Annotated in this window: 22 protein-coding genes; 9 read left to right on the top strand and 13 right to left on the bottom strand. The window is 36.5% G+C overall.

From position 1 onward, the window contains the following. Positions 1-88: 88 nt before the first annotated feature. From purT to ABN217_RS15250, 3 genes are all read right to left on the bottom strand, one after another. Positions 89-1279 (bottom strand): formate-dependent phosphoribosylglycinamide formyltransferase, encoded by a 1191-nt coding sequence (gene purT, locus ABN217_RS15260; RefSeq protein WP_349439731.1) that lies wholly within the window; start codon positions 1277-1279, stop codon positions 89-91. 122 nt (positions 1280-1401) lie between these two features. Beyond that, positions 1402-2313 (bottom strand): EamA family transporter RarD, encoded by a 912-nt coding sequence (rarD, locus tag ABN217_RS15255; RefSeq protein ID WP_197269946.1) that lies wholly within the window; start codon positions 2311-2313, stop codon positions 1402-1404. Between the two features lie 233 nt (positions 2314-2546). Continuing rightward, a complete protein-coding gene (locus ABN217_RS15250; RefSeq protein WP_115350804.1) occupies positions 2547-3494 on the bottom strand; it encodes a PfkB family carbohydrate kinase in 948 nt (315 codons plus the stop codon). A 274-nt stretch (positions 3495-3768) separates the two neighbouring features. Between ABN217_RS15250 and ABN217_RS15245 the strand changes: the two genes are divergently transcribed. Beyond that, positions 3769-5235, top strand: a complete 1467-nt coding sequence (locus tag ABN217_RS15245; protein WP_349459583.1) for a glycoside hydrolase family 32 protein — start codon at positions 3769-3771, stop codon at positions 5233-5235. A gap of 46 nt (positions 5236-5281) precedes the next feature. Here ABN217_RS15245 and ABN217_RS15240 read toward each other — a convergent pair whose 3' ends face one another. Beyond that, positions 5282-6277 (bottom strand): LacI family DNA-binding transcriptional regulator, encoded by a 996-nt coding sequence (locus ABN217_RS15240; RefSeq protein ID WP_196553885.1) that lies wholly within the window; start codon positions 6275-6277, stop codon positions 5282-5284. A gap of 466 nt (positions 6278-6743) precedes the next feature. Here ABN217_RS15240 and ABN217_RS15235 point away from each other — a divergent pair, with 466 nt between their 5' ends. The 6 genes from ABN217_RS15235 (at position 6744) to allS (ending at position 13075) form a co-directional block, all read left to right on the top strand. Beyond that, the gene (locus ABN217_RS15235) at positions 6744-7379 is read left to right on the top strand and encodes a response regulator transcription factor (protein WP_109409787.1); all 636 of its coding nucleotides are present in this window, start codon (positions 6744-6746) and stop codon (positions 7377-7379) included. Between the two features lie 945 nt (positions 7380-8324). Continuing rightward, positions 8325-8987, top strand: a complete 663-nt coding sequence (locus ABN217_RS15230) for a CDP-alcohol phosphatidyltransferase family protein (protein WP_196553884.1) — start codon at positions 8325-8327, stop codon at positions 8985-8987. Positions 8988-8990: 3 nt separating this feature from the next. Further along, positions 8991-9713: a lysophospholipid acyltransferase family protein gene (locus tag ABN217_RS15225; protein WP_349459582.1), complete on the top strand. Its 723-nt coding sequence runs from the start codon at positions 8991-8993 to the stop codon at positions 9711-9713. Further along, positions 9700-10635 carry a phosphatidate cytidylyltransferase gene (locus ABN217_RS15220; protein ID WP_196553882.1) on the top strand — a complete coding sequence of 312 codons (936 nt, stop codon included), beginning with the start codon at positions 9700-9702 and terminating at the stop codon, positions 10633-10635. Before ABN217_RS15225 ends, ABN217_RS15220 begins: the two co-directional genes overlap by 14 nt. A 327-nt stretch (positions 10636-10962) precedes the next feature. Beyond that, positions 10963-11784, top strand: coding sequence for a CPBP family intramembrane glutamic endopeptidase (locus tag ABN217_RS15215; protein ID WP_196554030.1), 822 nt, complete (start codon positions 10963-10965; stop codon positions 11782-11784). Between the two features lie 376 nt (positions 11785-12160). Continuing rightward, positions 12161-13075, top strand: coding sequence for an HTH-type transcriptional activator AllS (allS, locus tag ABN217_RS15210; RefSeq protein ID WP_072070143.1), 915 nt, complete (start codon positions 12161-12163; stop codon positions 13073-13075). Positions 13076-13133: 58 nt separating this feature from the next. Here allS and ABN217_RS15205 read toward each other — a convergent pair whose 3' ends face one another. The 7 genes from ABN217_RS15205 to ABN217_RS15175 form a co-directional block, all read right to left on the bottom strand. Beyond that, positions 13134-14378 (bottom strand): MFS transporter, encoded by a 1245-nt coding sequence (locus ABN217_RS15205; RefSeq protein WP_196553881.1) that lies wholly within the window; start codon positions 14376-14378, stop codon positions 13134-13136. Between the two features lie 25 nt (positions 14379-14403). Continuing rightward, complete coding sequence (locus ABN217_RS15200; protein ID WP_197269944.1) at positions 14404-15309, bottom strand: carbamate kinase; 906 nt, start codon at positions 15307-15309, stop codon at positions 14404-14406. A 47-nt stretch (positions 15310-15356) separates the two neighbouring features. Beyond that, positions 15357-16184, bottom strand: a complete 828-nt coding sequence (locus tag ABN217_RS15195) for an oxamate carbamoyltransferase subunit AllH family protein (RefSeq protein ID WP_196553879.1) — start codon at positions 16182-16184, stop codon at positions 15357-15359. 42 nt (positions 16185-16226) lie between these two features. Next, entirely contained in the window at positions 16227-17492 is a 1266-nt protein-coding gene (locus ABN217_RS15190) for a YlbE family protein (RefSeq protein WP_072070147.1), read from the bottom strand. Between the two features lie 12 nt (positions 17493-17504). Next, positions 17505-19172 carry an acyl-CoA synthetase FdrA gene (locus tag ABN217_RS15185; RefSeq protein ID WP_349441019.1) on the bottom strand — a complete coding sequence of 556 codons (1668 nt, stop codon included), beginning with the start codon at positions 19170-19172 and terminating at the stop codon, positions 17505-17507. Between the two features lie 546 nt (positions 19173-19718). Next, positions 19719-20285 (bottom strand): YceI family protein, encoded by a 567-nt coding sequence (locus ABN217_RS15180; RefSeq protein WP_196553877.1) that lies wholly within the window; start codon positions 20283-20285, stop codon positions 19719-19721. A 105-nt stretch (positions 20286-20390) separates the two neighbouring features. Beyond that, complete coding sequence (locus ABN217_RS15175; protein ID WP_072070150.1) at positions 20391-21068, bottom strand: hydrolase; 678 nt, start codon at positions 21066-21068, stop codon at positions 20391-20393. A 282-nt stretch (positions 21069-21350) separates the two neighbouring features. On the opposite strand from ABN217_RS15175, the gene ABN217_RS15170 reads away from it, so the two are divergent. Beyond that, positions 21351-22223 carry a pirin family protein gene (locus ABN217_RS15170; RefSeq protein ID WP_196553876.1) on the top strand — a complete coding sequence of 291 codons (873 nt, stop codon included), beginning with the start codon at positions 21351-21353 and terminating at the stop codon, positions 22221-22223. 74 nt (positions 22224-22297) lie between these two features. On the opposite strand, the gene ABN217_RS15165 is transcribed toward ABN217_RS15170, so the two are convergent. After that, positions 22298-23203, bottom strand: a complete 906-nt coding sequence (locus tag ABN217_RS15165) for a LysR substrate-binding domain-containing protein (RefSeq protein WP_349459581.1) — start codon at positions 23201-23203, stop codon at positions 22298-22300. 513 nt (positions 23204-23716) lie between these two features. Between ABN217_RS15165 and ABN217_RS15160 the strand changes: the two genes are divergently transcribed. Then, positions 23717-25189 (top strand): anion permease, encoded by a 1473-nt coding sequence (locus tag ABN217_RS15160; protein WP_196553874.1) that lies wholly within the window; start codon positions 23717-23719, stop codon positions 25187-25189. A 119-nt stretch (positions 25190-25308) separates the two neighbouring features. Here ABN217_RS15160 and ABN217_RS15155 read toward each other — a convergent pair whose 3' ends face one another. Continuing rightward, positions 25309-25605, bottom strand: a complete 297-nt coding sequence (locus ABN217_RS15155; RefSeq protein ID WP_196553873.1) for a helix-turn-helix domain-containing protein — start codon at positions 25603-25605, stop codon at positions 25309-25311. Positions 25606-25634 lie beyond the last annotated feature (29 nt).

The raw sequence follows: 25634 nt of genomic DNA, 5'->3' as shown, positions 1-25634 counted from the left end.
TATATTAGCAGGCTAATATCGATTAAAAATCGACCAAACAAATAAAAAATACTGCTAAGCAATAGCGAAAACTTAGCAGCAAAAAATATTATAGTTGCTCACCATCACTAATAATTATCGCGTTTACACCTGCTTTTACTTCATCTAGCGCATGTTTGATGGTATCAGCATGTGCAAGTACAACCCCTAAGCGGCGAGAGCCTGTAATTTCAGGTTTCGCAAAAAGACGAATTTGACGGTTCGCCTTCAACGCTTTTTCAATACCAGAATAAACGATATTTGAGCTATGTAGCTCTGGCAAAATAACGGCTGAAGCACAGTTACCTAGCTGACGGATCCCCCCAATGGGGTAACCTAAAAAAGCACGAACATGAAGTGCAAACTCTGATAAATCCTGTGAAATTAGTGTCACTAATCCCGTATCGTGAGGACGGGGAGATACTTCATTAAAAAATACATCATCGCCTTGAACAAACAACTCTACGCCAAATAAGCCATAACCCCCTAAATTTTCCACCACTTTACTCGCAATATGTTCTGCTTTAGCAAGAGCTATATCACTCATTTTTTGAGGTTGCCATGACTCACGGTAATCTCCTTTTTCTTGTCGATGACCAATGGGAGCACAAAAATGGATACCATCAACAGCATGAATAGTCAGTAAAGTAATTTCAAAATCAAACGGGATCATTTTTTCAACGATAACACGCCCTTTTCCTGCTCGTCCGCCTTCTTGAGAATAGGCCCAAGCATGTGCTAAATCATTTTCACTACGGATAACACTTTGTCCTTTCCCCGACGAACTCATAACAGGTTTGACAATACAAGGAAAACCGATATCTAAAGCAGCTTTTTTAAAACTCACTTCATCATCAACAAATTGATAATTTGATGTTGGTAAAAGTAATGTTTCCGAAGCTAAACGACGGATCCCCTCTCTATCCATTGTGAGTTTTACAGCACGTGCACAAGGAACAACTCTTTGCCCTTTTTGTTCTAATTCAACCAATAACGAGGTTGCTATCGCCTCAATTTCAGGAACAATAAAATCAGGTTTCTCTTGTTCAATAATGAGATTTAATGCATTACTATCAAGCATATTCACCACATGATGGCGATGTGCGATATGCATCGCGGGTGCATTGGGATAGCGATCAACTGCAATCACTTCAATACCTAGGCGCTGGCATTCAATAGCCACCTCTTTACCCAGTTCACCTGCACCTAATAGCATTACCTTTGTTGCATTAGCTGTAAGAGCCGTACCCAACACAGTCATTTTTTACCCTCACTATTTATAAAAAACACAACGACGCAAACGATTGCCTTTGCGTAGCATAACGGATTTTACTTGATAGAAAAATAGGCAGGCAAAAATAATCAATCGAAGAAAGAAAACAATTACAAAATTTGGCTGCGTTTTCCTTTTTGGATTTTTAGATAATTAAGACGTTTTCGGATAAGTGCCAAGATACAGCATAAAAGCCCCAGCCAAATTAGAGAAAAACTGACACCTTTAACTTCATCAAAAGCTTCATGAAATAAGAAAACAGCTAATAAAAATTGAATAGTAGGTTCTATATATTGCGCTAGTCCGATAACGGTTAACGTAGTTCGTTTCACCGCCGCAGTAAAAAACAATAATGGTAATATAGTAACAGGTGCGGTTAAAACATAATAAAAACGAGTCAGATTATCTGCTGAAGGTAGCGCGCTTTTATCTGTCATAAACAACCAAATGGTCACACCTATTGCTAATGGCATTAGCCAAAGAGTTTCCATAAATAAAGAGGTTATTACATCAAAACGAATAAACTTACGAATTAATCCATATACAGCAAATGCGCCCCCCATCATAATAGCCAGCACCGGTAATTCCCCGTACATCCACAGCTGGTATCCCACCCCCGCACAAATTAAGGTAACTGCCCACTTTTCTGCTGGATTAAGCTTTTCTTTCAGAAAGATCACACCTAATAAAATCGAGAAAAGTGGATTAATAAAATACCCTAAGCTCGCTTCTAATACTTGTTGATGCGTTAATGCATAGGTAAAGGTACACCAAGAAACCGCCATTGCCATTGAACTAAATAAACACATAAAAACAGAGCGTTTATCTTGGAAAACCGCGTACCATTGAGTTCTATTCTTGATAAAAAGTCGCACCAACAATAATAAAGGAATAGACCAAATTAAACGCTGGGCTAACATTTCTAAAGGTTGAGCACCAGGTAAAAGCCGATAAAAAAGAGGTGTGATCCCCCAAAGAATATAAGAAAAAATGGCTAATACTGCGCCCGATTGAGCCCACATTTAATATTCCATCAATAAAAGTCGATACGTTTTAATATCATACGCTTAAAACAGATAGAACAATATGATCAACATCGCTGATTGATTGATAAAAAATAGAAGCGTCTAATCGTAAAGATAAAAAAATCTCCACTAATAATGGCTTCGAGAAAAACCAGTATTAATGGAGGGCAAGAAAATACCATTAAGAGAAAGCGTGGTAAAAACCACAACCAGAAAAAATCAGTGAGTTATCAGAAAATCTCCCGAACATGTAAAGGAGGTTGTTGTTGAACAAAATCATGTAATTTTTTACGACTTGGTGCCGCTGCTATCGCTCCTTTTTGAGTTGTGGCCAAAGCACCACAAGCAGCCGCTTGCGTCACTATTTTTGATAAATATTGTTCATCTTCAGCAAAACCATATTCTGCAAGTGCCGCCAACAAACCAGACATAAAGGCATCCCCTGCCCCTGTTGTATCAATGCATTCAACGGTAAAAGCACTAAATGCAACTTGAGTATTGGGAGTTAATACTAAACATCCTTTAGAGCCTTGAGTGATCACTTTTAAACGCGCGGGATAATCTTCTAATTTTTTAAGCGCATTATTCAATGTCACTTCTTGTGTCATCCACGTAAGTTCATCTTCTGATAATTTTAATATATCGGCCTTATGCGCATAATTATCGATAACTTCGCGCATTTCCTCATGATCACGCCACATTTGAGGGCGTAAGTTAATATCGAAACTCAGCAATGAATCCGTCTCTTTAATACTCTTTATCGCGGTATCCAAGGTTGAGCGACAAATGGGATTCACTAATGCTAAAGAGCAAAAATGCAAAATATCTTTTTCGAACGCAGGTAAAGATTTTTCAGTTAAAAATTGATCTGCAGATTCAGCAACTAAGAAAGTAAAATCACGCTCACCATTTTCTTGTAAAGAGACAAGAACTGTACTGGTACGGTGAAACTCATCAAATTCCATTGCTCGAGTATCAACACCCAAATCAAACAATGTTTTTTGCATAAAATGGCCGAACGCATCTTCACCTACACGCCCAATAAAACCACTTTGTTGACCCAGTTTAGCAACGCCCGCAGCGACATTGACAGGCGCGCCACCAGCACATGCTTCATATTGCATGTTTTGCAATGGGATCAGGTCAACAACAGCATCACCTAAAGACCAGACTTTCATAATCTCTCCTGAAGATAAGCAATTATTTTTCTTCACTATATTCTGTTTTTATGACTATTCATAACAATTAAAGGAAGATATTGCTCGTAAATCCACGCTGATAACGTTAACATAATGAGATATTATGATAATGTCAATCTTATAAAAAGTGTTTTTTTACCTTAAAATGTTATCGTTAACAAAGAAGGGAAACGCATAGTTTAATCTGTTTTTTATTCTTTTATAACGTAAAAACGTGAGCTAAAGACACTGAAAATATAATAAGGATAATGATATGAAACACCGTTTAGAACAATCAACAAATGCCTTAAGTACCTTGATTGAAAAGCGAGGTAATACTTTTTATCCCCAATTTCATTTAGCCGCGCCTGCAGGTTGGTTAAATGATCCTAATGGTCTTATTTATCATGATGGTTTATATCATGCTTTTTATCAGCACCATCCTTATTCTCAAGATTGGGGTCCAATGCATTGGGGACATGCCACAAGCACCGATATGATCCACTGGCAACATCAGCCTATTGCGTTAGCACCGGGAGATGACTACGACAAAAGTGGTTGTTTCTCAGGATCAGCAATTAGCCACGAAGGCAAACTCTATCTTTTCTACACAGGGCACAACTGGTTAGCAGCCGAAGGTGATGATAGCCAAATCTATGAAGCACAATGTGTTGCAATCAGTGAAGACGGTATTCATTTTGAAAAAAAAGGGATCGTTTTACCGCCTCCCGAAGGTTATATGCATTTTCGTGATCCTAAAGTATGGTATCAAGACGGAAAATGGTGGATGGTTGTCGGAGCCAGAGATGAAAAAGATCAAGGACAAGTTTTGCTCTTTTCTAGTGAAACTTTATTTGAAGAAGGGAAACAGTGGAGCACCGATTACATTATTTTAGGAAAAACTGACGATAAAAACGTCTATATGTGGGAGTGCCCTGATTTCTTCCCGATAAGCCAAGACAATGAATTTGCGATTGTCTTTTCACCCCAAGGAAAACGTACGGAAGGCTATCAATACCGGAACCTTTTTCAAGCGGGTGCGTTAATCGGTCAATGGTCACCAAACCAACCATTTAAACCACAAGGCCACTTTGTTGAGCTAGATAATGGCCATGATTATTATGCACCCCAATCATTTATGACTCCTGATGGTCGTCGTGTTTCTATGGGTTGGATGGATATGTGGAATTCCCCCATGCCATCAAAAGCGGAGTTTTGGTCTGGTTGCTTCACATTGCCTCGTGAAATTACCTTTGATAAAAGCAAAAATCGTTTATGTATGGTACCAGTCAAAGAAGTTGAATCATTACGCCAAGAAAAAAATACCATTAAACCTCTTACATTAAGCCATCAATCTATAGAGTTAATAGATAACGCATCAGCTATCGAACTTGATTTAACATGGTCTTTAGACAGCCAAGCTGAAAAGTTTGGCTTATGGCTAGGTGAAGGGCTAGAGCTTTTTGTAGATAATCAATCAAATCGTTTAGTGCTTAATCGTCATTACCCTCAATACAATATCAGTGGTGCTCGCAGTATTTCACTACCTGAAGGGTGTCAATTAAATTTACGCATATTCATTGATCGTTCATCAATTGAAGTCTTTGTTAATCAAGGTGAATATACATTAAGTAGTCGATATTATGCACCACAAGACGCACGTTCTTTACGCCTTTTTGCAATGAGTGGTGATGCAATATTACTATCAGGTGAATATTGGCGATTAAATCATATCGGCTAGTTTTGAAAACCATTCATTCTATTTTGATGATGATAAAACGTGAGTCCTATAACGACTCACGTTCAACTAATTGGCAAGGTACGTGTACCGTATTTTGATGATTTCGCTCTTGAATAATATGTAATGTTGCTTCTTTACCTAACTCATAATGAGGTAGTTGAACCGTTGTTAATGGCGGATAAAATAGATCGCCTGTACCAATCATATTGTCATATCCTAAAACAGCAACCTGATCTGGAATACGCAATCCCATAGACAACAAGACTTGATAAGCTAAAAAAGCAATACGGTCATTACCACAAATTAGGATATCAAAATCTGCTTTTTGATGAGTGCAATGTTTTTTCAATATTTCAATCACATCACGGTAATGCTCATCGCCAAACATCATCGTATATTGGCGTAAATGTGTTAATGGTAGCCCTGCTTCTTGCCAAGCATCTTCAACCGCTTTACGGCGAATAGGCCCCGCAACCGATTCTTCAGGTATATAGAAGCACAAAGGATGACGATATCCCTTCTCAATGACTTTTTTCATTGCATAATATTGCCCATGATAATCATCTGGAATATAAGTTGGAAAAGAGTGTGACTTATCCAAGCAGTTCGCTAACACTAGATTCTTATCATGCAATTTTTCGTGCACAGAAATTTCACGTAATCCCATTGTCGTGTAGATAATACCGTCCGGTCGCTGGGCTAAAAGTTGCCAAATAGCATTTTCATAACAATCTTGCGCAGTCAAATTGACCACAAATGAACTCCATCCAAATTCTCTTGCTGTTTGTTCAATAGATAAAATCATTTCAACAGAAAATGGTGTTGTTGCGGTATCAATTGCTAAAACGCCAATTGAGGAAACTTTTGTTCCTTGCCCACGAATTTTTCGTGCAGAATAATCTGGAACATAGTTAAGTTGATCAATAGCACTTTGGACTTGTTTCAGTGTTTCTGGTTTTAATAACTCTGGGTTATTAATCGCTCTTGAGACTGTCATCAAAGAAACGGATGCAAGTCGAGCTACATCTTTCAGTGACGCCATAGTATTGGCTCGATTGGTTTATTAAAAGGAATAGGTATAAATAAAGTGCTATTTTACAAGAAGTAAAGTCAAAAAGCCACAAAGGGAATTTTATTGTAACTAAATACAACTATTAATTTTCTCACTAATAGACACCTAAATATATTATTTTTTTACTTATTAAGTGCGTTCAATATAGTTAAAATCACTTACGGTAAAAAACTTAGTTACAATTAATAATAGTTATCCGAACATCTATTATGGAAATAAATTATTCTTATCTATAAAATACAAATATTGAAACAAAACAAAGTTCTGATATTTTATCTATAATATAATACAGAAGTATTAATCATTTTTAATTTGATATATTCTGAATATGGCTCCGTTGCGTGAATGTTACCCTACATAAAAAACTTATAAATTAGTCAAATTTCGTTACTCATTCACTTTTAGTGAAAGAGCTGAGTAAAACCAGGAGCAACATATGGAATCAATAATCCACTTAATCACATTTGAAGATGACAGTACAAAAGTTCAACTTAAAGCTGTTCTTTCTTCTTTAGCTGCTAATGTGAAAACCTATTCAAATGAACAGGCTTTCTTGAAATACTATTTTTCTTCAACAAAAGGAGCACATAAAGAATGCATCATCATTAATACAAAAAGCAGTGCAGCACCATCAATTGCACTGATTAAAGAACTCAACAAATTGAAAAATATCATTCCGGTTATTATTATTTCTGGGGATAGTTCTATTGAAAGTTGTCGTAGTGCATTTAAATCAGGCGCTTTTGAATATTTAACTCGCCCTTTAAATGTAAATGAACTTCTTAATATTGTCTCAGAATCATTCCTTCATTATGAAAGTGAAGTTGAGCAATTCCGAACATATATATCTTTAAAAGATAAATTTGGTAAGTTATCAAATAGAGAAAAAGAAGTTATGGAAATGATCCTTGAGGGAAATACGAGCAAAGAAGCGGCGGAAAAACTTTCGCTATCTCCTCGTACTGTTGAAGTTCATCGCTCAAACATGTATACAAAATTGAAAATAAGATCACTACCACAGTTAGTTCAAGAGTATGATTTCTTTAAGAAATATGACTTGAGAATAAACTAATTCCATCAAGTGATTTTTATTTATCAATAGGTTGTATTATCTAAAGATATAACGATATGACCTGTTTAATTTTCATTATCTTTTATTAATGAGAGAATCTGTACTTCTAAAACATTCTATTTTGGATGATTTGTACTTAATATGGGAATAATTAACACGTTATACTCCATTCTACGATAGAAGGGGCGGCAACTTATTTTGATGCCACCCTTTCATTATGGTTCGTTTAATTTCGATTTAAAACACTCATATATTTTATTTTCATAATCGCTATTATTAATAACTATAATTACTGTTTTTTATTAGTAATAGCAATATAAGAATATGTGAAGCATTTCATTTGATATAAATCATTTTTTACTTTTTATAAAGATGAATATTCTCATTTTAACTTTCCATTATTCTTTATTCTTATTTTACGATAGAAATTATTAATGATTAAAAAATAATACAAAATAGATTCTGGTCTCTTTTTTTTATGTTCATTTAGAGATTGTTTATGCGATTTCATTTTCGATTTAATCAAAATTTTATTAATAAGAATATTCTAATTAACGCATTTAAATTATCGTAATCTTGGTCGTAAAACAAGAAAGAATAATAAGTATTATCCTTTACACTCCCTTTTACTTAAGAAATTTATTCTCTTTATAGTTTAAATAATGTAATACATTATTTATCATTCCCACTTAATACCAATCTAATAAAGATCATCATTAAAAGATCATTACTGGTAAGTATAATAGACTATCACTGAATAAGTATTAACCCCTAGAAAAGTAAATATTTATTGATAATTTATTTATAGTCTTAATTTGAGTATTAGAAGATAGGATAAATATGTACTTTAAAAATATAAGATAAGCTTATACGTTTATTCTTATTCTCACTTTGACCAATAAGCCTTATGCTATCCCCTCCTAACTCGCTTTTTTACAAAGAAAAATGAATAACCAAGATAAAAATCGCCGTCCTATAAAAGCAAGACAAACAAACTGGGCAACAAAATCAAGCCGCTATTTACAGCAAAAAGGGGCTACGCCCAACGGTATTTCGGTGTTTAGCATCGTATTTGCATTGCTTGCTGGCCTATCGCTCTTTTTTGCCCTTTCTTATTCTCATGGCTTATTACGCTCGTTCTTATTGATCCTTGGTGCATTAATGATCCAAGGTCGTCTTATTTGTAACTTACTAGATGGTATGGTTGCGGTTGAAGGCGGGATGAAAAGCCCTGTAGGGGCAGTTTATAATGAATTACCAGACAGAATTGCAGATACGCTGATCATTTTAGGTGTTGGTTATGGTTTATCCAGCGACTTTTCAATGGCTATTACTTTAGGCTGGATAGGTGCTTTTTTTGCGGTAATGACTGCTTATGTTCGTGTGTTAGGCGGGAGCTGTGGATTAGAACAACACTTTACAGGCCCTATGGCAAAACAACATCGAATGGCTTTACTCACTTCAATTGCTGTAATTGCTGCTTTTATTCCTAACCTTTGGGGAGTGTGGCTCTTTTTTATCTCATTATGGATTATTATTTTAGGTTCAACACTAACCACAATTTTCAGAACCCGTCGAATTTTACGGGATTTAGCACAAGGTGTCTGATTAATGAAAAATGGAAAACTTGCTTTAGATGCAAAAGTGGTGTCATCCGTATTAGTCTCTATCTGTCGTTTTTTAACGGGTATTCGAGCAAAACAAACGTCTCCGATAGCGAAAGATACACCTTGTATTTATTACGCTAACCACTCTAGTCATCTTGATGGTTTGGTAATTTGGTCTTGCCTTGCGCCTGATATTCGTCCTTATGTACATCCCGTTGCCGCTGAAGATTACTGGAATAAAAATCGCTTACGTCGCTATTTGTCTCGCCGTATTTTTAGGGCAATCCTTATTCCTCGCCATGCTGCTAAAATGAATATTGCTGAAGAAAACAATCAATGTGAAAAGATATTTGAACAATCAACGGCTGAAACTGCATCATCAACATCGAATAAAATGAATGCACTGGCTATCATGCAAGATATTTTAGACCAAGGTGAATCTCTAATTATTTTCCCAGAAGGCACACGAGGCAATGGCGAATCTATTCAGGATTTTAAAGCTGGCCTTTGGCATCTTTCTCGTAAAAATCCGAATGTTCAATTAGTCCCCATTTATCTTGAAAACTTAAATCGGGTACTCCCTAAAGGCTCCCGCTTAGTTGTTCCCGTTATTTGTAGTGCAATTTTTGGTGCCCCTATAGTAGCTACCCATGAAAATGAAAGTAAACAAGAGTTTCTGATAAGAGCCAAAAGCGCGTTAGAGGAGTTACACAATGGAACGTATTAATAATGAAGTCCTCTGGATATTTATCGGACTCTTCTCTTTCTTAATTGTTGCCAGCATTATTGGCGCTATTCTTGCGGCAATTAAAGGCCCTACATCAACAATTACTAACCTTAACTCAAGGATCAATGCTTGGTGGGTAATGTGTATTATTGCGGGTGTTGCAATTGGTATTGGCGCAATTGGCTCTGTGGTACTGTTTACTATTATTTCATGGCTTGCTCTTCGTGAACTCATTACATTAACCCCAACACATCGAGGCGATCATGAGGCATTGTTTTGGTGTTTCTTTGTGATCTTACCTATCCAATACATTCTCGTTGGTGTGCAGTGGTATAATTTAATGGCGATATTCATTCCTGTTTACGCCTTTTTATTAATCCCAACACGCATGGCACTTTCAGGTGATACCCGCCATTTCTTAGAGCGTATGGCAAAAGTGCAATGGAGTGTGATGATCGCCATTTATTGCCTAAGTTATGCTCCGGCACTATTAATGTTGCCTATTGAAGGTTTTGAAGGCCGTAATATCAACTTACTGCTCTTTTTAATGATTGTGGTACAAGTTTCTGACGTACTCCAATATGTCTTTGGTAAATTATTTGGCAAACATCCTATCGTGCCTAAATTAAGCCCAAATAAAACAATCGAAGGATTTTTTGGTGGCATTATTTCCGCCAGCCTTATCGGTATGATGTTGTGGTGGGCGACGCCTTTTTCATGGTGGGCCGCCTTTTTACTCTCTTTAGTCATTACATTGGCGGGTTTTGCTGGTGGTTTATGTATGTCAGCGATAAAAAGAGACAGTGGTGTAAAAGACTTTGGCACAATGATAGAAGGCCATGGTGGCATGATGGATAGAATGGATTCACTCTGTTTTGCGGCCCCTATTTTCTTTCATGTTATTCGCTATTTTTACGTTTAGTTTTTACACTATTTAGTCAAAAATAAGCGAACTCAAGACAAACAAACATGCCGATATCCATATTATCGGCATGTTTATATATTCACTTTTATCTTATTATTCATACAAATTTAATATCAGATATTGATTATCAACATAATAATTAAACAATTGTTTTTATTTTAGACTAAAAGTAAATATTATTATTTTTATAATAAAATCAATTTATTAATTAATAACATTCTTAATCAAGAGGTCTGATTTCTGTATTTTTTATTCATTATGATAGCCTAAATGCCAGCTATCTTTTACCCTAACGCCCCTTTTCATTCTAAAATATCTATAATTATGATCACTTGGCTACTTCTCGCTGCTTCTTTATTATTTTTAGGTTTCAATCGCATACTTGCACTTATTACACTTGCAGTCACAGCACTTAGCGCATTTATAACAGGCATTATTACATGGCAAGTCTTGCCGATTATCTTTAGTATTCTGTTATTAACGTTTGCTTATTCCCGTTATAAAACACAACCACTGCTTCGGGCAATTATCATTCTTGCTCTTATTATCATTGCTAGTGGTTTAGCCTTTCATCTTCTTCCTGGCTTTAACAATTTACGTTACCTTTCATACACCTCTATAGGAATAAAAAGCGCCCCTTTTACGTTTTATTTCAATGCAGATAAAGCATTGATACCCTTTATTTTTCTCATTTTCATTCCCACACTTTTTGTCTGTCCTCCATTAAAAAAAGCGAATAAACTACAATGGATAATGTTGATTATTGCTATTCCTGCATTATTACTTATTGCCGTAAAATTAGGGGGATTAGCCATTGAGCTTCATTTACCACATTGGTTACCTGCATTTATTCTGGCAAACCTCTTTTTTGTCTCTCTTGCTGAAGAAGCTTTATTTAGAGGTGTTATTCAACAAACCTTATCACGTTACCTTCCTCCTTATGTTGCACTATTAATTGCATCCATAATCTTTGGCCTCGCACATATTGCAGGAGGAATATTGTTAGTTGTTTTCGCTTCGTTGGCAGGGATTATTTATGGTTTGGCTTGGATGTGGAGTGGTCGGCTTTGGGTTTCAACCGCGTTTCATTTTGTGCTTAATTTGACTCATCTACTCTTTTTTACTTACCCATTTAAAATAGCCTGATCTCTTTTCTTTCATCTTATTAAAGAATTTTTTTATCCTGACTTTCACCGCCTTTTACTGATATCTTAACTTCATCGGTAAAAGGATGAGTGAAACGTGAAAGCAATCACACAAATGGAATATAGATATTCTTATTTACGCCCATCATCCGATGAAATTTTTGTTAGTATGCTTTATCGCTTATCTATAAATAATCGAAACTTCATACGGCACACAATATCAAACCAATAATAATAACATCCATTAACACGATAAGAAGTTGTCTTACTTTGCAGTATAGACCTTAGAAAAAATAGGTAAGCTTTGCTTTGTTTGCTTTTTTTAGTTCAGCATTATCTGCTGAAATTTTGCCTCTCTTATTACCAGGACAAAAGATATGTTAGACCAAGAAATGATCCGTACTTTTATACAGGTCGCCGATTGCCAAAGTTTTACGAAAGCTGCCGATATGCTTCATAAAACATCCGCAGCCATTAGTTATCGGATTAAAACATTAGAAGAAAATATTGGTACTCAACTTTTTAATCGTACAACCCGAACCGTAACATTAACCCCAGCAGGTGAATATTTATTAGAAAAATGCCGCCAATGGATTGTATGGTTAGAATCGATGCCTGTTGAGCTTCAACAAATGAATGCTGGTGTCGAACATCAAGTGAATATTGTCATTAATAATCTTCTTTATGATCGCACTGCGGTTGCCAGTATGCTGGCTTGTCTTCATCAACGTTTTCCTTCCACACAATTTCATATTACTCGCCAAGTTTATATGGGTGTTTGGGATGCACTTATTAATGAAGATTATCATTTTGCTATTGGCGTTACGGGGAATGAGTCCCTTAAGAATAATATCAATATTTGCGCCATGGGTGAAATTCAATGGCAATTTGTTGTCGCACCTAATCATCCTTTAGCCAATATCAGTGGGGTATTAAGTGATGATCAAATGCGAATGTATTCCGCGGTTAACGTAGAAGATACGTCTCGCCATCTTTCTAAACGCACAGCATGGCGCTTATCCGGTCAGCACGAAATTCGCGTACCTGATTTACACACCAAATTAGCCTGTCATTTAAAAGGCGTCGGTATCGGATTTTTACCATTAAGTTTGTGTAAACCTCTTATTGATAGTGGGCAACTAATTGCCAAAGAAGTAAAAAATCGTCGTCATAATTCGCCGCTTTCTTTTGCATGGTGTGAAGATAAAAAAGGCGCTGTGGTCAGTTATTTAGTCGAGCTTTTTAAGCAAAATCATCCTAGCGTGCAATCGTTTTACGATCCTTTAAACTAAAAGGGCAAACCGAAGTCTGCCCTTTTACTGTTTATTCAGTGACTAACTGAATGGTGAGCTATGCTTTTGCTTCTTCATTATTATTGTTGCTTTCTTTAATAAAGAGGCTGGCCACAATACCAATACAAATCAGAATAGCGGCAAAGTAGAAACCTGAGTCCATACTTCCTGTTTTATCTGATAAGAAACCCGTTAGTGTTGGTGCGAAAACCGAACCCAGCATACCAATACAGTTATAAACACCAAACGATGTACCTAACGCATGTCGTGGTGAATTATCAGCAACTACAGCAACCAATACTGGGTTTGTACTGATTTTACCTACAATACCGTAAAGGATCAGAGCACCAATTAATACAGGCATTGATTCTGACATTGGTACAGCAAGAATAGCGACAAGTGACAGTGGTAACATGATCAGTAATACAGGCTTACGACGACCAATTTTATCTGAAACCCAGCTAAAAATAAGTGAACCAGGAATAGCAAACCACGGCATTAATGATGCAATAGTTGAAATTTGTGTCCCTGTAATTCCACGTTCAGTTTCTAAGTAGTACGGTAACCAAGTGACTAATACGAAGAAACCATAGATTGAACAGAAGATAGTGACATACGCAAGGTTGATATTGCGATTGCCAAATAAATCTTTAAATGTCAGTTTAACTTTCTGTTTTGGTGCGCCAGCTTCTGCCGCAGATTGTGCTTTGGGTTTATCTTTGATTATCCATAACATCACCAAACCAATGATGATAATAGGAACACCAATAATATAGAACGGCGCACGCCAGCTCATTCCCATCTCACCAACAGAAATACTTGAGATGTAATAACCAATCGACAGACCAAAGGCCATACCACTATTGATAATCGCACTACCTAACGTAATACGATGTTTCGGTATCGCTTCTGAAGATAAACCATATTGAGGGCCATAATAGAAGCCTTGAAAGATACCCACCATGACCCATGCAAACATAAAGGTCACGTAAGTTGGCATCATACCCGCAATAATGGTGAACCCACCAAAGAGCACAACCCCTGTTACTAATACTTTTTTCTTACCTAAATAGTCACCAATCATGCCTGATGGAATATTGAGTGCTGTATATCCGATAAAGAAAATACTCATAATAGAACCAAGTTGAGCTTTAGTAAGATCAAACTCAGCACCAATATTTACCATTAATGGGCCGACAATAGCGCGGCTACCATAAAGTGCAATCCAACCAAAAAAGAAGATAATGGTCAGTTTGACCCAATAAGGGACTTTGCCTTTCTCATTCACTTGTGCATCGTTCATAATGACGCTCCTGAAAGAATTTTTATTAAGACTTATAAATTAAAGTGCCAGACTGACCTTCAATAACTTGTTGAATATTTTGTAATGCACCAATATGGGCTTGTTGCCCAGTTGCGTTAACAAAATCACTCACCGCCATAATTTTTGGTCCCATTGCGCCATCAGCGACAGCCATTGGTGCAAGTTCTTCTGGTGTTGCTTCACGAATTGCGGCTTGTTCTGGTGTACCCCAATTTTTATAAATAGCATCAGCCTCTGTTAAAATAACAAAGTGCTCTGCATTTAATTCACGAGAAATTAAAGCCGCGGTTAAATCTTTATCAATAACCGCTTCACTACCAATAAATTCATTATTTGTATTATTGACTGGAATACCGCCACCACCACCACAAATAACAATATGACCTTTATCTAATAAAAGTCTTACCGCTTCGATATCAATAATCTTTTTCGGTGTTGGTGATGGCACAACACGACGGTAATGTTTACCATCTTGTTTAAATGTCCATTGATACTTAGCAATCAATTCTTCTTTATCAGCTTCATCATAAATAGGGCCAATAAATTTACTTGGATCGTTAAATGCTTCATCATTAATATCAACAGAAACACGCGTCATTACCGTTGTAATAGCTTGATCTGGGTTATTTTGATTAATTTTTTGCATCATCATATAACCAATCATACCCTGGCTTTCAGCCACTAGAATATCCAACGGATATGCAGGAACATCTTGATATGCCAGATTTTGTAGTGCAAGTAGTCCAACTTGAGGCCCATTGCCGTGTACTAATACAACACGGTACTCTTTTGCTAATTTATTAATTGTCTCTGACATTAATTCAATATTTTTATATTGATTCTCAGCAGACAAAACTTCTCCGCGTTGTAATAATGCATTTCCGCCTAAAGCAATAACAATTGTTTTCATAATTATCCGTATCCGAATGTTTATATAAATTCTTTTATTAAAAAAATTTAATCAATATGCTGTCGTTGTTTTTTAGTTTGGTAACCAATCCATAATCCCAGTAATGTATCTGCACCGGAATGATGACCAATAGAGAGTATTTCCAACATATCCTTAAAAATAATCTCTTTATTCTTTATTTTTTTACCTAGTTGAATGAGATAGGTAGAAAATATTCCCTGGGTGGCATATTCCAAATAATGCTTACTGACAACGGTGGTCAATTCAGATAAAGGGGGAGTGTTATTAAAAAAATAATTAAGTTTTTTTTCTGGCTCTGCTAAATAATGTGCAAATAACATTCCCACTAGCATATCATCTGAACTTGGTGTTAATCCGGGGCCTTTCCCTGTAAAAATGGCCCAGTTAACCGCATTGCCCACTGACTGATTATGAAATAGCTTAATTAATAACTTAATTTCACTGAGTTGCGCGATTTGGCGATAATTTTTTAATGGTCCATACAACCCTGTTGCAATCGAGGGTGAGAGCAGAGAAAAAAAACTTTCTAACCAACGCAAATCTAGTTCCGCTTTATCTTGTAAACGTAAATTCTCACTCTGACCTGCGAGTAGAGTGAGTTTATTTGCAAGTATTGCTTGATGATCTTTTAGACTCATCATGACCGAGGGATGGCACTGTTTAGCAAAATAATCGAAATCATTTTGTTTCAATAACCATCCCATCGGGCTTAATCCTCTCCCTTCGCGATGAAAAGTGATTAAGCGTTGTTGAGGGCAAATGAAATTCAAAGCATGGTCATAAATGCCCACACATTTAATCTCACCTTCAAAATCAGTGATATGCTGGCTGGTTTGAAGTGCTTGAATTTGCATAATGCCCCCTTTATTGCTGTGATTTATCGTTACAAAGTACGATTAAGCGTCGATGCCTAACTCTTCTGCCAATGCAACAATCGCTTTTTCAAAGCAACCTAAAGGTGCGCGTACAGTACCTGCACCAATCTGGCCAACACCCGGCTCTTTATGTGCAATACCCGTATTAATCAGTGGTGTAATACCCGTTTCAACAACGCGACGAGCATCTAATCCTAAACATGCACCTTGGAAATCCCAAGTTGGAATTTGCAACATCATGTTACGAGCAAGGTAGATCTCAGCCATTTCTTCAGTCACTTCACGTGCGGCATCCATACCACCTGATGCACCAACAAAGCGTGTTACACCTGGTGCTGCAACCATTGCTGCGCCACCAATACCGAAAGTTTCAGTAATTGCACTGTCACCGATATCTGGGTTTGCATCTGCTTGACTAAAACCAGAGAAGAACAGACCTTGTGGTGTATTTACTGGCGCAGTAAACCATTGGTCACCCATTCCACTGATTTTGATACCAAAGTTGCTACCATTACGGGTCATAACCGTAACGATGGTGCCTTGTTTGATTTGAGCACCAGCATCCATCGCAGCTTTACAGTAAGCCATTGCTAAGTTCAGGAAGAACTGGTCTGTAATGCTCAGGAATTTTGTTACCTTTGTGATTTCAGCATCTTCAAAATCTAATGTGCTTAATACTGGTGCCAATTGACGCAGTAACAGGGCTGAAGCAGCGATATTACGTTGGTGGAATTCATCACCCATAGTAATTGCTTGGCCCATAATTGCAGTCAGGTCGATACCATTTTCAAAAGTGGCAATCGCTGCTTTTAACACCGGCGCTAAGCTTTTTTGCATCCAATGTAGACGCTCTTGCACGTCTGGGCCGTAAGCACCAAAACGCATTACTTTACCGATACCTTCGTTCATGTTGCAGTAAGCGTAGTTACCGTGAATGTGGTTTTTAATCACCAACATTGGCATGTGAGCAGAAGTAATACCGCCCATTGGGCCTACTGCATTTACGTTATGGCAAGGGATAAACTCAATTTCACCTGCTTCTAACATCGCTAATGCTTGTTCTTCTGTTTCTGCCCAGCCTTCAAATAAAGAAGCTCCGATACATGCACCACGAACAGGGCCACTCATTTCCCCCCAAGTTACAGGAGGACCAGCATGAAGTAATTTTTTGCCTGTTTCTAAAGCCGGTACAACTTCTTTTGCTAAGTTAACATCACACCAGTGAGGACGGGCTTCACGGATACGTTCGATAACTGCTTCATTCGCTTGTTCGATAGTTGAATACATATCTGCAATTCCTTATTTCAATTTCTTTAATATTTCAGCCAGTTTTTTATTACCACCTGCGACAGGTGCCCACTGATAATGCACAACAGGAGTCCCACTCGATTGCAGATCGTCTGCAAAACTACGTAGACCAGCGTTGATCACAGAGATCCCGTTAAGCAGTGGTGACACTTCAGCATGTGCTTCTGCTGGATGTGGCTGGATTAATTCTTTTGCTAATAAAACCGCTTCTGGCAACGTATCCATAACAATAATGCCCGCTTCTTTTAGCTGTTTTTGCTGTTCGCTACGGTTTTGTGGATCGTCTTCAGTACCAGTAATGGTTGCGATGGTGATTAATGGATTGGCTTCGCCACGTTTTTCATTCAGTTTTTTGATTTCTTGTATTAACGCACCGGCAGGATCTTGAGTTGCACCATAACCAATAACAAAATCAACCAGTAACACGCCAGCTTCTGTTTTATTGCTTAGCTCACTGATAAATTTGTTACGTGTTGATGGGTCAATCATTGGGTGTGGTTTACCCTGTGTATAAAAATCATCACCCATATCGATGATTTTGTGACCATCAGCATCTAGCATTGTGCCTTGCTTATGCTCGTTATCGACTTCAACATTAAGTTTTTCAGATAACAACATGGCGCATTCAGCCGCTAGCGTACCACCGGCATAAAGACCAATGATTTTCTTACCTGTAACTTTTGGTAACTCAGCCGCGATATCTTCAACACGCGCTAATTCAGCCGCAATACGCGCTGTTTCATCTAACGTGCGAGTAAAATAGATATTGTCGTCTTGGAATTTCTCAGGTGTTGTCCCTAAAAATTGCGCCACAATCGGTTTATTATGGCGTTTCATTTCAGCAATGATTTTTTGGCGCACAGCAGGTGCGGGTGGCTTAGAAACAAAAGCAATAACACGCGTATTAGGATCTGCTGCCAGCATATTGATAGCAGTGATTGCACTGATACCACCAATTTGCTCTGTTAAATCACGACCACCTAGGCCAATTGAATGAGAAATACCTTGGCGTTGTAAAACGATTTGAGAGGTAATTTCTTGAATACCTGTACCTGATGCGCCAACAATACCAATAGAGCCTTTAGGTGCAATGTTAGCGAAAGCAAGAGGCGCGCCTGCAATATTTGCAGTACCACAGTCAGGACCCATCACAATCAGACCTTTTGCGGCTGCTTTCTCTTTTAGTGCTTTTTCATCTGCAATAGAAACGTTGTCAGAGAACAGCATGACGTTACAACCATCTTCTAAGCCCGTGTCAGCCAATTCCGCGGCATATTCACCTGCAATAGAGATAAGTAACATATTGGCATTAGTGCTTTTTTGTTTAGCGGTACGCCAGCTACGTACTGTCGTTAATTTGTTACCGCCTTTCTGACCACTTGCAATTTCAGCTAATGCTTCTTCTAAAGCAGTCGAAATCATATCGATAATGGCAGGGTCTTCTGATTCTGCCTTAATCGAAACACAAATGTCATTCGGCGTTGCTTCGTTAAACATGTCATGCCAAAAGCCGGTGACATCAAGAAGAGATTTATTCGCTGGTGTTCCCATCATGACGGAAATTTCTTCCACCTCTGGGGCTTCACTTAATTTTCGGGAAATAATCATCAGGCTAACTGAATCCTGAAAGCTCCCTTTTTTAATAAAAGCATGGATCATTATGATATCCTTAATGCATTTAATATATGTAACAGCACATATCTATTTGCATTTCGTTTTTTTGATAATAAGAAGCCTATTTGCTTAAACTGTTAAGCAATATAAATAAATGTCTGATTTATTAATTTTGAATCTCTGCGTATAAACATACTGAAGAAATATCGAAATGTAGAGTGATTGAAGTCACACTTATTTATTGTAAAAAATTTTTATTTAATCGGATGATATTTATTAAATAAATTATGATGAGGAAAGTTTATTAATTCAGAGATAAAATCAAAAATAGAAAGGCAAAATTTAACGTATCAGAAACAAAACAATGGCAATAAAAATCATACAAAACAATGGGAAATAAAATTAAAGCAACAATTCGATAACATACAGCAATAAATCATTATTATCAACAATTAAAAACAAACTCTCTTTTAACTCTATTTTTAGAATTTAGCACCTAACTTAAATTATATTTATTGTTATATAAAAACAGAAAAGGCCTCATATTTAACAAGGCCTTTCCTATAAAATAAAAATAAAATATGACTTAATTTACTGCTTAATAGCTTCAACTTGAATTTTTAATGTCATATTATCAGCCATCCCTTCTTTGACCAAAAAATCCACGCCCCAATCTGAACGTTTAATAGTTGTTTCAAAATCACCACCACAGACTGATGCATTAAATACAGGACTTTCATAACAATTAAACTTGGTTGTTGTTAATTTAACTGGCAATGTTTTTCCTTTTATCGTTAATAGCCCTTCTATAGATGTGGGTTTATTATCCGAGAAATACCATTTTGTTGATGAAAACTGAATTGTTGGGTACTTATCCGCATCTAAAATATCTGCACTTTTCACATGATTATCAAATGCCGTTAATCCCGTATTTAGAGTTTTAACTGGAATAGAAACGTTTATTTTTCCTATATTTTTTTCTGGTGAGTATGTTAAATCACCTTCAATTTCATAGAAACCACCACTGTTGGTAGATGTCCCAAAATGATCAATATAAAACATTGCCTTAGTATGCGTTGGTTCAAGTTTATATTCATTGGCTTGTACTGCTGGCACAAGTAATAATGAAGATAATACAGCCGGTAAAATAAATTTCATTATAATTTCCTAATCTATTTTTATAGAATAATGCCCATAAAGAAAATACTTTATGGGCATTTTTAAACACAGATAATATAAAGTACAAAGAGAGTTGAGAATTAATTAACGCTGAGAATCTAATATCTCGTTATTTTTTAATACATCTTGAGCTTTGCTATAACTTTCAATTAATAATTGATAAGCAGGGAAAATTTGGGTATATGCTTGCGCCCATTGTGCAGCATCATCACGATTCCATGTCTTCTGAATTTCAGAAGCAACCGCAGCAGTATCCATTGGCACAACCCCTGCTTGAACGATACGAGCTAAGGTAATTTCTTCCGCCATTTTACTGTAAGTTCCTGATGCATCAATAACTGCAAAGACTTGATAACCCTCAGCAACAGCACTAATAGCAGGGAATGCCATACAAACACTCGTAATAGTGCCAGCAATAATTAATTGTTTTTTGCCTGTCGCTTTAACAGCCTCAACAAACTCAGGGTTATCCCACGCATTTATTTCACCTTTACGTGCAACATATTTAGCATGTGGTGCATTTTGATGAATTTCAGGAATTAATGGGCCATTTGGGCCTTGTGGAACAGATGCTGTAGTAATTACCGGCATATTAGCTAATGTTGCCATTTTCGCTAATACTGAAGCTCGTGCTCGTAATTCAGTCATAGGCATATCACCAACTGTTTGGAATAAACCACTTTGGTGATCAATTAATAACATAACCGCATCTTCTGGATTAATAACAGGACGTTGGCCATTAAAATTTGCTGGAGCGCTCATTTGCTTATTCCTTTTAATTAATAAATATTGATTATTAACTGAGTTAAGGAGAAATATTAAAAGATGATATCTTTATATCGTTCCCCCCTCGTTGTAATAAACAATAGTCAATTAATTAAAATATCGCTAGAGTCAATTATGATAAACACTATTCTAAAAATAGAACACTGAAACATTTTGTTATTGTTCTATTCTTAGAATAATGAAATCTATTTTTAATACTACTTAAATATATTAATTACTTTAAAATACGTCCTATAGAAATTTTATAGGAATATCATTATGAAAAAAGTTATTGGTATTTATAAAGCACCTCGTCAACATTGGGTAGGTGATGGCTTTCATGTGCGTTCACTGTTTAGTTATGGTGATCATGGTAAATATTTAAATCCATTCTTACTGTTAGATAGAGCAGGACCAACCGATTTTCCTGCCTCTCAAGGCCATAACCGAGGTGTGGGTGAACATCCTCACCGTGGATTTGAAACAGTGACCATCGTTTATAAAGGCGAAGTTGCACATCATGATTCAACGGGTGAAGGCGGTGTTATTGGTCCTGGTGATGTGCAATGGATGACTGCGGCATCGGGTATTTTGCATCAAGAATATCATTCTGATGCATTTACCAAAGAAGGGGGTGTATTAGATATGGTGCAATTATGGGTTAATCTCCCATCAGATGCCAAATCAGCACCTGCTGGCTATCAATTACTGAAAGAAAGTGCGATCCCAGTACTCCCATTGCCTGATCATGCAGGACAACTTCGTATTATCGCAGGTGATTACCATGAAACTAAAGGTGCTGCTAAAACCTTTTCGCCTGTGGATGTGTGGGATCTGCAATTAAAGAATGCAAAATCAGCCACACTGCCAACGAAAAAAGGGCGTTATGTTGGCTTAGTCGTATTACATGGTAGTGTTTATCTTGATAATCAAACCCAATTACAAACTGGAGATTTGGTTATTTTAGATAATGAAGGAGGCTCTGTTAATCTTGAAGCAATTGAAGATGCCGTTGTCTTATATCTCAGTGGTGAGCCTATTAATGAGCCTGTCGTAGGTTATGGCCCTTTTGTAATGAATAGTGAAGCGCAAATCAGACAAGCCATTGATGATTTTAACCAAGGTAAATTTGGCCGTATACCTAACGAATAACGTTGTTATTTCATACAAAAACAATAGAAATCAAACGGCTCCTTATTCTATTTGGAGCCGTTTTTATATCAATTTTACTCTTTCATTGGTGACATATTTTCAGCAAGGTATTCCAATAATACTTGGATTGCAGGTAATAGCCCTTTTCTTGATGGATAAACGGCATGGATCACATCTTTAGGAAAACGCCAACTTGGCAATACCTCAATTAACTTGCCATCTTGTAACTCTTTTTCAACCACACTCAAGGGTAATCTTGTTATACCCAATCCCTTTAATGTTGCTTTATAAAGAGTCAAAACATCGGTTGTGGCTAATTTAGGGGTAACATGCTGAGTGGAAACAGAACCCGTTTCATGTGTCAGCGTTAGTGTATATTGTTGTGAGTGTTCGCTATTTGCCAAAATAGGATAATCTGCAAGTTGTTCTGGTGACTCAGGGACCTCACGTCCTTTAAAAAGCAAGGGACTAGCGACTAATACACGTCGAGAATAACCTAGAATTTTCATTGTTAAACCTGAATCATCTAGTGGCAATGCTCTGACTCGTAATGCAAGATCAAGGCCTTCACTAATCACATCAACTGGACGATTAATGGCTAATATCTGAATATTAATATCCGGATATTTTTCCATAAAATCGACCAAAATATCTTGAATATATATTTGTAATAATGCAACAGGACAAGAGAGCTTAATTGTTCCATGAGGGTGCCCTTGTGCTGAGCAAATAACCTCCTCCGCAATTTCAGCTTCTGCAACCACATTTTTACATTGTTGATAAAAAGTTTGCCCAATTTTGGTGACATGAAATTGACGAGTAGAGCGATAAATTAAAGAGACATTGAGTTTCTCTTCTAAATCTGCGATACGACGACTGAGTTTAGATTTAGGTATTCCGAGTGTTTCTGCCGCTTGAGAAAAACCGCCGAACTCAACAACTTTCACAAAATAGTAGAGGTCGTTTAAATCATACTTCATTGCGTATCACCTATTAGGTTATTTTCAATATTGAGCTGAATTGTTTCAGGCAACAATATTATAGCAAAAAAAGATATTATTTTTCTTTTCTATTATTCAATTATTGTTAAAAGCATTTTTATTTTCGTAGATTAATAGAACAAAGGCGATTAGAAATAATAACACAATCTATCTTTGTTAAATGTATGAAATATGATAAATGTGATATCAAATCACTTCACTTATCACAACTATATTTTATTTCCACCTATTATTGAATTTTAACATCAATCATTAAAAACCGCAAAAACAATATAAAAAACAAAAAGATAAAGAATTGGTTTTTATTTTAACAACATCGAGTTACATAAAAACCATTATTAAAAAACGAATTAACAAATAATTTTATTTTTATGACATCAGTCAATGAATGTTTAATAATATGTTAATAAGATTACTAGCAATAAAAATACTTATTAGTTTCATTTTTACTTCTGATTATTTATTTAACCTGCAACTTAATGGAATAACCTGATGAACAAATTAACTCCATTACGACCCATACCTACTTTAATCGCTGTTTCTATTACCCTTATTATCTGGTTTTTGATTCCCGTTCCAGAAGGCGTTGATCCCAATGCTTGGCATTTATTAGCTCTTTTTGTTGGGACTATCGCTGCTATTATTGGTAAAGCACTTCCTATCGGTGCTGTTTCTATAATTGCTATTGCCTTAGTGGCTGTTACTGGTGTCACTAACCCTAATTCAACTAAAGCCGCTATTGGTGATGCATTAAGTGGTTTTTCTAATGATCTTATTTGGTTAATTGGTATTTCTATTATGGTTTCAATGAGCCTAAATAAGACTGGGCTTGGTGCGAGAATTGGTTACTATTTTATTTCACTATTTGGTAAAAAAACGATTGGAATAGCTTACTCATTAGCCATTGCCGAAACAATATTAGCCCCAGTAACACCAAGTAATACTGCTCGTGGTGGAGGTATTATTCACCCGATTATGCGTTCAATTTCAGACAGTTTTAACTCTAAAGCAGAAGACGGTACAAGTGGTAAAATAGGTCGTTACCTCTCTTTAGTGAACTACAATATAAATCCAATTACTTCTGCCATGTTTATTACGGCAACAGCGCCTAACCCACTTATAGTGAGTTTAATTATCAGTGAAACTGATCCTACACATGAACTTAGTTGGTCTATGTGGGCAATTGCTGCGTTTGTGCCCGCTATCGTTTCATTAATATTAATGCCCATTGTTATCTACCTTCTTTATAAACCTGAAATAACCAGCACCCCGAATGCGCCACATTTTGCTAAAGAGCGTTTAGCACAATTAGGACCTATTTCATTACCTGAAAAAATAACCCTTGCAGTATTCGCCTTATTATTAATTATGTGGGCAGGTGTACCTGCATTGTTATTTGGTGATGGATTTAGCGTAAATGCCACCACTGCGGCTTTTATTGGTTTATCTATTTTATTATGTACGGGTGTTTTAAACTGGGATGATATTTTAAAAAATAAAGGTGCTTGGGATACCGTCGTTTGGTTCTCAGCTTTAGTGATGATGGCATCCTTCTTAGGAAAATTAGGATTAATTAAGTGGTTATCACTCAGCGTAGGGGCAAGTATTGATAGTATGGGAATTAGTTGGGTCAGTGGCATGATATTACTGGTGTTAATTTATGTGTATTCTCACTATTTCTTTGCCAGCACTACCGCGCATATTACTGCAATGTTTGCCGCTTTCTATGCCGCAGGTTTAGCACTCGGCGCGCCACCGATGTTATTAGGGTTAATTTTAGCTTTTTCCTCATCATTAATGATGTCTCTTACCCATTATGGCACAGGTACAGCACCGATTATTTTCGGCTCAGGTTATGCCTCTTTAGGAGAGTGGTGGAAAGCCGGTTTTGTTATGAGTGTAGTGAATTTAGTTATTTGGTTAACACTCGGAAGCTTATGGTGGAAAGTATTAGGGTATTGGTAAAAAAGACAAGAATTTTATCTTTACTATTTAATTAATTTAAACTTAAATGCCTAAGTATCAGCGATTATTTCATTTTTATAAATGTTTATTCAGCTCTTAGGCATTATTTATATTTAACTTCATTTTAAAAATAATGATTCAGCAATATAGTGATTTTTATTACATTCAATCCTATCCTTATCTAATTTATTATCCTCAATCTGTAAATCGCTTAGAAAATACTCTGGATCAACATCAAAAAGGTAAGATAAATTATAAAGAGTATCAGCATGAATATTAGTTACTCCATTTTCATAACGAGATTGATGCTGCTGGCTAATGCCGAGTAAAGCACCAAAATCATTACCACTCATAGAGTATCGCTCTCTCAAACATCTAATTTTTTTTCCAACTATCTTCGATATTCTCTTGTTCACAATATATCCTTAAAAATAAATTAATATGT

Origin of the sequence: Proteus sp. fly-1067, from assembly GCF_040139345.1 — a bacterium.
In the GTDB taxonomy this organism is placed as follows: Bacteria; Pseudomonadota; Gammaproteobacteria; order Enterobacterales; family Enterobacteriaceae; genus Proteus; species Proteus vulgaris_B.
This window is presented reverse-complemented; position numbering and strand designations above follow the sequence as displayed.

What these genes read in the sequence shown, in the direction of transcription:
- ABN217_RS15205 (WP_196553881.1), bottom strand. Translation starts at nt 14,378, where the DNA reads ATGAACGATGCACAAGTGAATGAGAAAGGCAAAGTCCCTTATTGGGTC.
- ABN217_RS15185 (WP_349441019.1), bottom strand. Translation starts at nt 19,172, where the DNA reads ATGATCCATGCTTTTATTAAAAAAGGGAGCTTTCAGGATTCAGTTAGC.
- ABN217_RS15180 (WP_196553877.1), bottom strand. Translation starts at nt 20,285, where the DNA reads ATGAAATTTATTTTACCGGCTGTATTATCTTCATTATTACTTGTGCCA.
- ABN217_RS15225 (WP_349459582.1), top strand. Translation starts at nt 8,991, where the DNA reads ATGAAAAATGGAAAACTTGCTTTAGATGCAAAAGTGGTGTCATCCGTA.
- ABN217_RS15195 (WP_196553879.1), bottom strand. Translation starts at nt 16,184, where the DNA reads ATGCAAATTCAAGCACTTCAAACCAGCCAGCATATCACTGATTTTGAA.
- allS (WP_072070143.1), top strand. Translation starts at nt 12,161, where the DNA reads ATGTTAGACCAAGAAATGATCCGTACTTTTATACAGGTCGCCGATTGC.
- ABN217_RS15190 (WP_072070147.1), bottom strand. Translation starts at nt 17,492, where the DNA reads ATGTATTCAACTATCGAACAAGCGAATGAAGCAGTTATCGAACGTATC.
- ABN217_RS15240 (WP_196553885.1), bottom strand. Translation starts at nt 6,277, where the DNA reads ATGGCGTCACTGAAAGATGTAGCTCGACTTGCATCCGTTTCTTTGATG.
- ABN217_RS15200 (WP_197269944.1), bottom strand. Translation starts at nt 15,309, where the DNA reads ATGAAAACAATTGTTATTGCTTTAGGCGGAAATGCATTATTACAACGC.
- ABN217_RS15235 (WP_109409787.1), top strand. Translation starts at nt 6,744, where the DNA reads ATGGAATCAATAATCCACTTAATCACATTTGAAGATGACAGTACAAAA.
- ABN217_RS15160 (WP_196553874.1), top strand. Translation starts at nt 23,717, where the DNA reads ATGAACAAATTAACTCCATTACGACCCATACCTACTTTAATCGCTGTT.
- ABN217_RS15220 (WP_196553882.1), top strand. Translation starts at nt 9,700, where the DNA reads ATGGAACGTATTAATAATGAAGTCCTCTGGATATTTATCGGACTCTTC.
- ABN217_RS15215 (WP_196554030.1), top strand. Translation starts at nt 10,963, where the DNA reads ATGATCACTTGGCTACTTCTCGCTGCTTCTTTATTATTTTTAGGTTTC.
- ABN217_RS15165 (WP_349459581.1), bottom strand. Translation starts at nt 23,203, where the DNA reads ATGAAGTATGATTTAAACGACCTCTACTATTTTGTGAAAGTTGTTGAG.
- rarD (WP_197269946.1), bottom strand. Translation starts at nt 2,313, where the DNA reads ATGTGGGCTCAATCGGGCGCAGTATTAGCCATTTTTTCTTATATTCTT.
- ABN217_RS15170 (WP_196553876.1), top strand. Translation starts at nt 21,351, where the DNA reads ATGAAAAAAGTTATTGGTATTTATAAAGCACCTCGTCAACATTGGGTA.
- ABN217_RS15175 (WP_072070150.1), bottom strand. Translation starts at nt 21,068, where the DNA reads ATGAGCGCTCCAGCAAATTTTAATGGCCAACGTCCTGTTATTAATCCA.
- purT (WP_349439731.1), bottom strand. Translation starts at nt 1,279, where the DNA reads ATGACTGTGTTGGGTACGGCTCTTACAGCTAATGCAACAAAGGTAATG.
- ABN217_RS15245 (WP_349459583.1), top strand. Translation starts at nt 3,769, where the DNA reads ATGAAACACCGTTTAGAACAATCAACAAATGCCTTAAGTACCTTGATT.
- ABN217_RS15230 (WP_196553884.1), top strand. Translation starts at nt 8,325, where the DNA reads ATGAATAACCAAGATAAAAATCGCCGTCCTATAAAAGCAAGACAAACA.
- ABN217_RS15250 (WP_115350804.1), bottom strand. Translation starts at nt 3,494, where the DNA reads ATGAAAGTCTGGTCTTTAGGTGATGCTGTTGTTGACCTGATCCCATTG.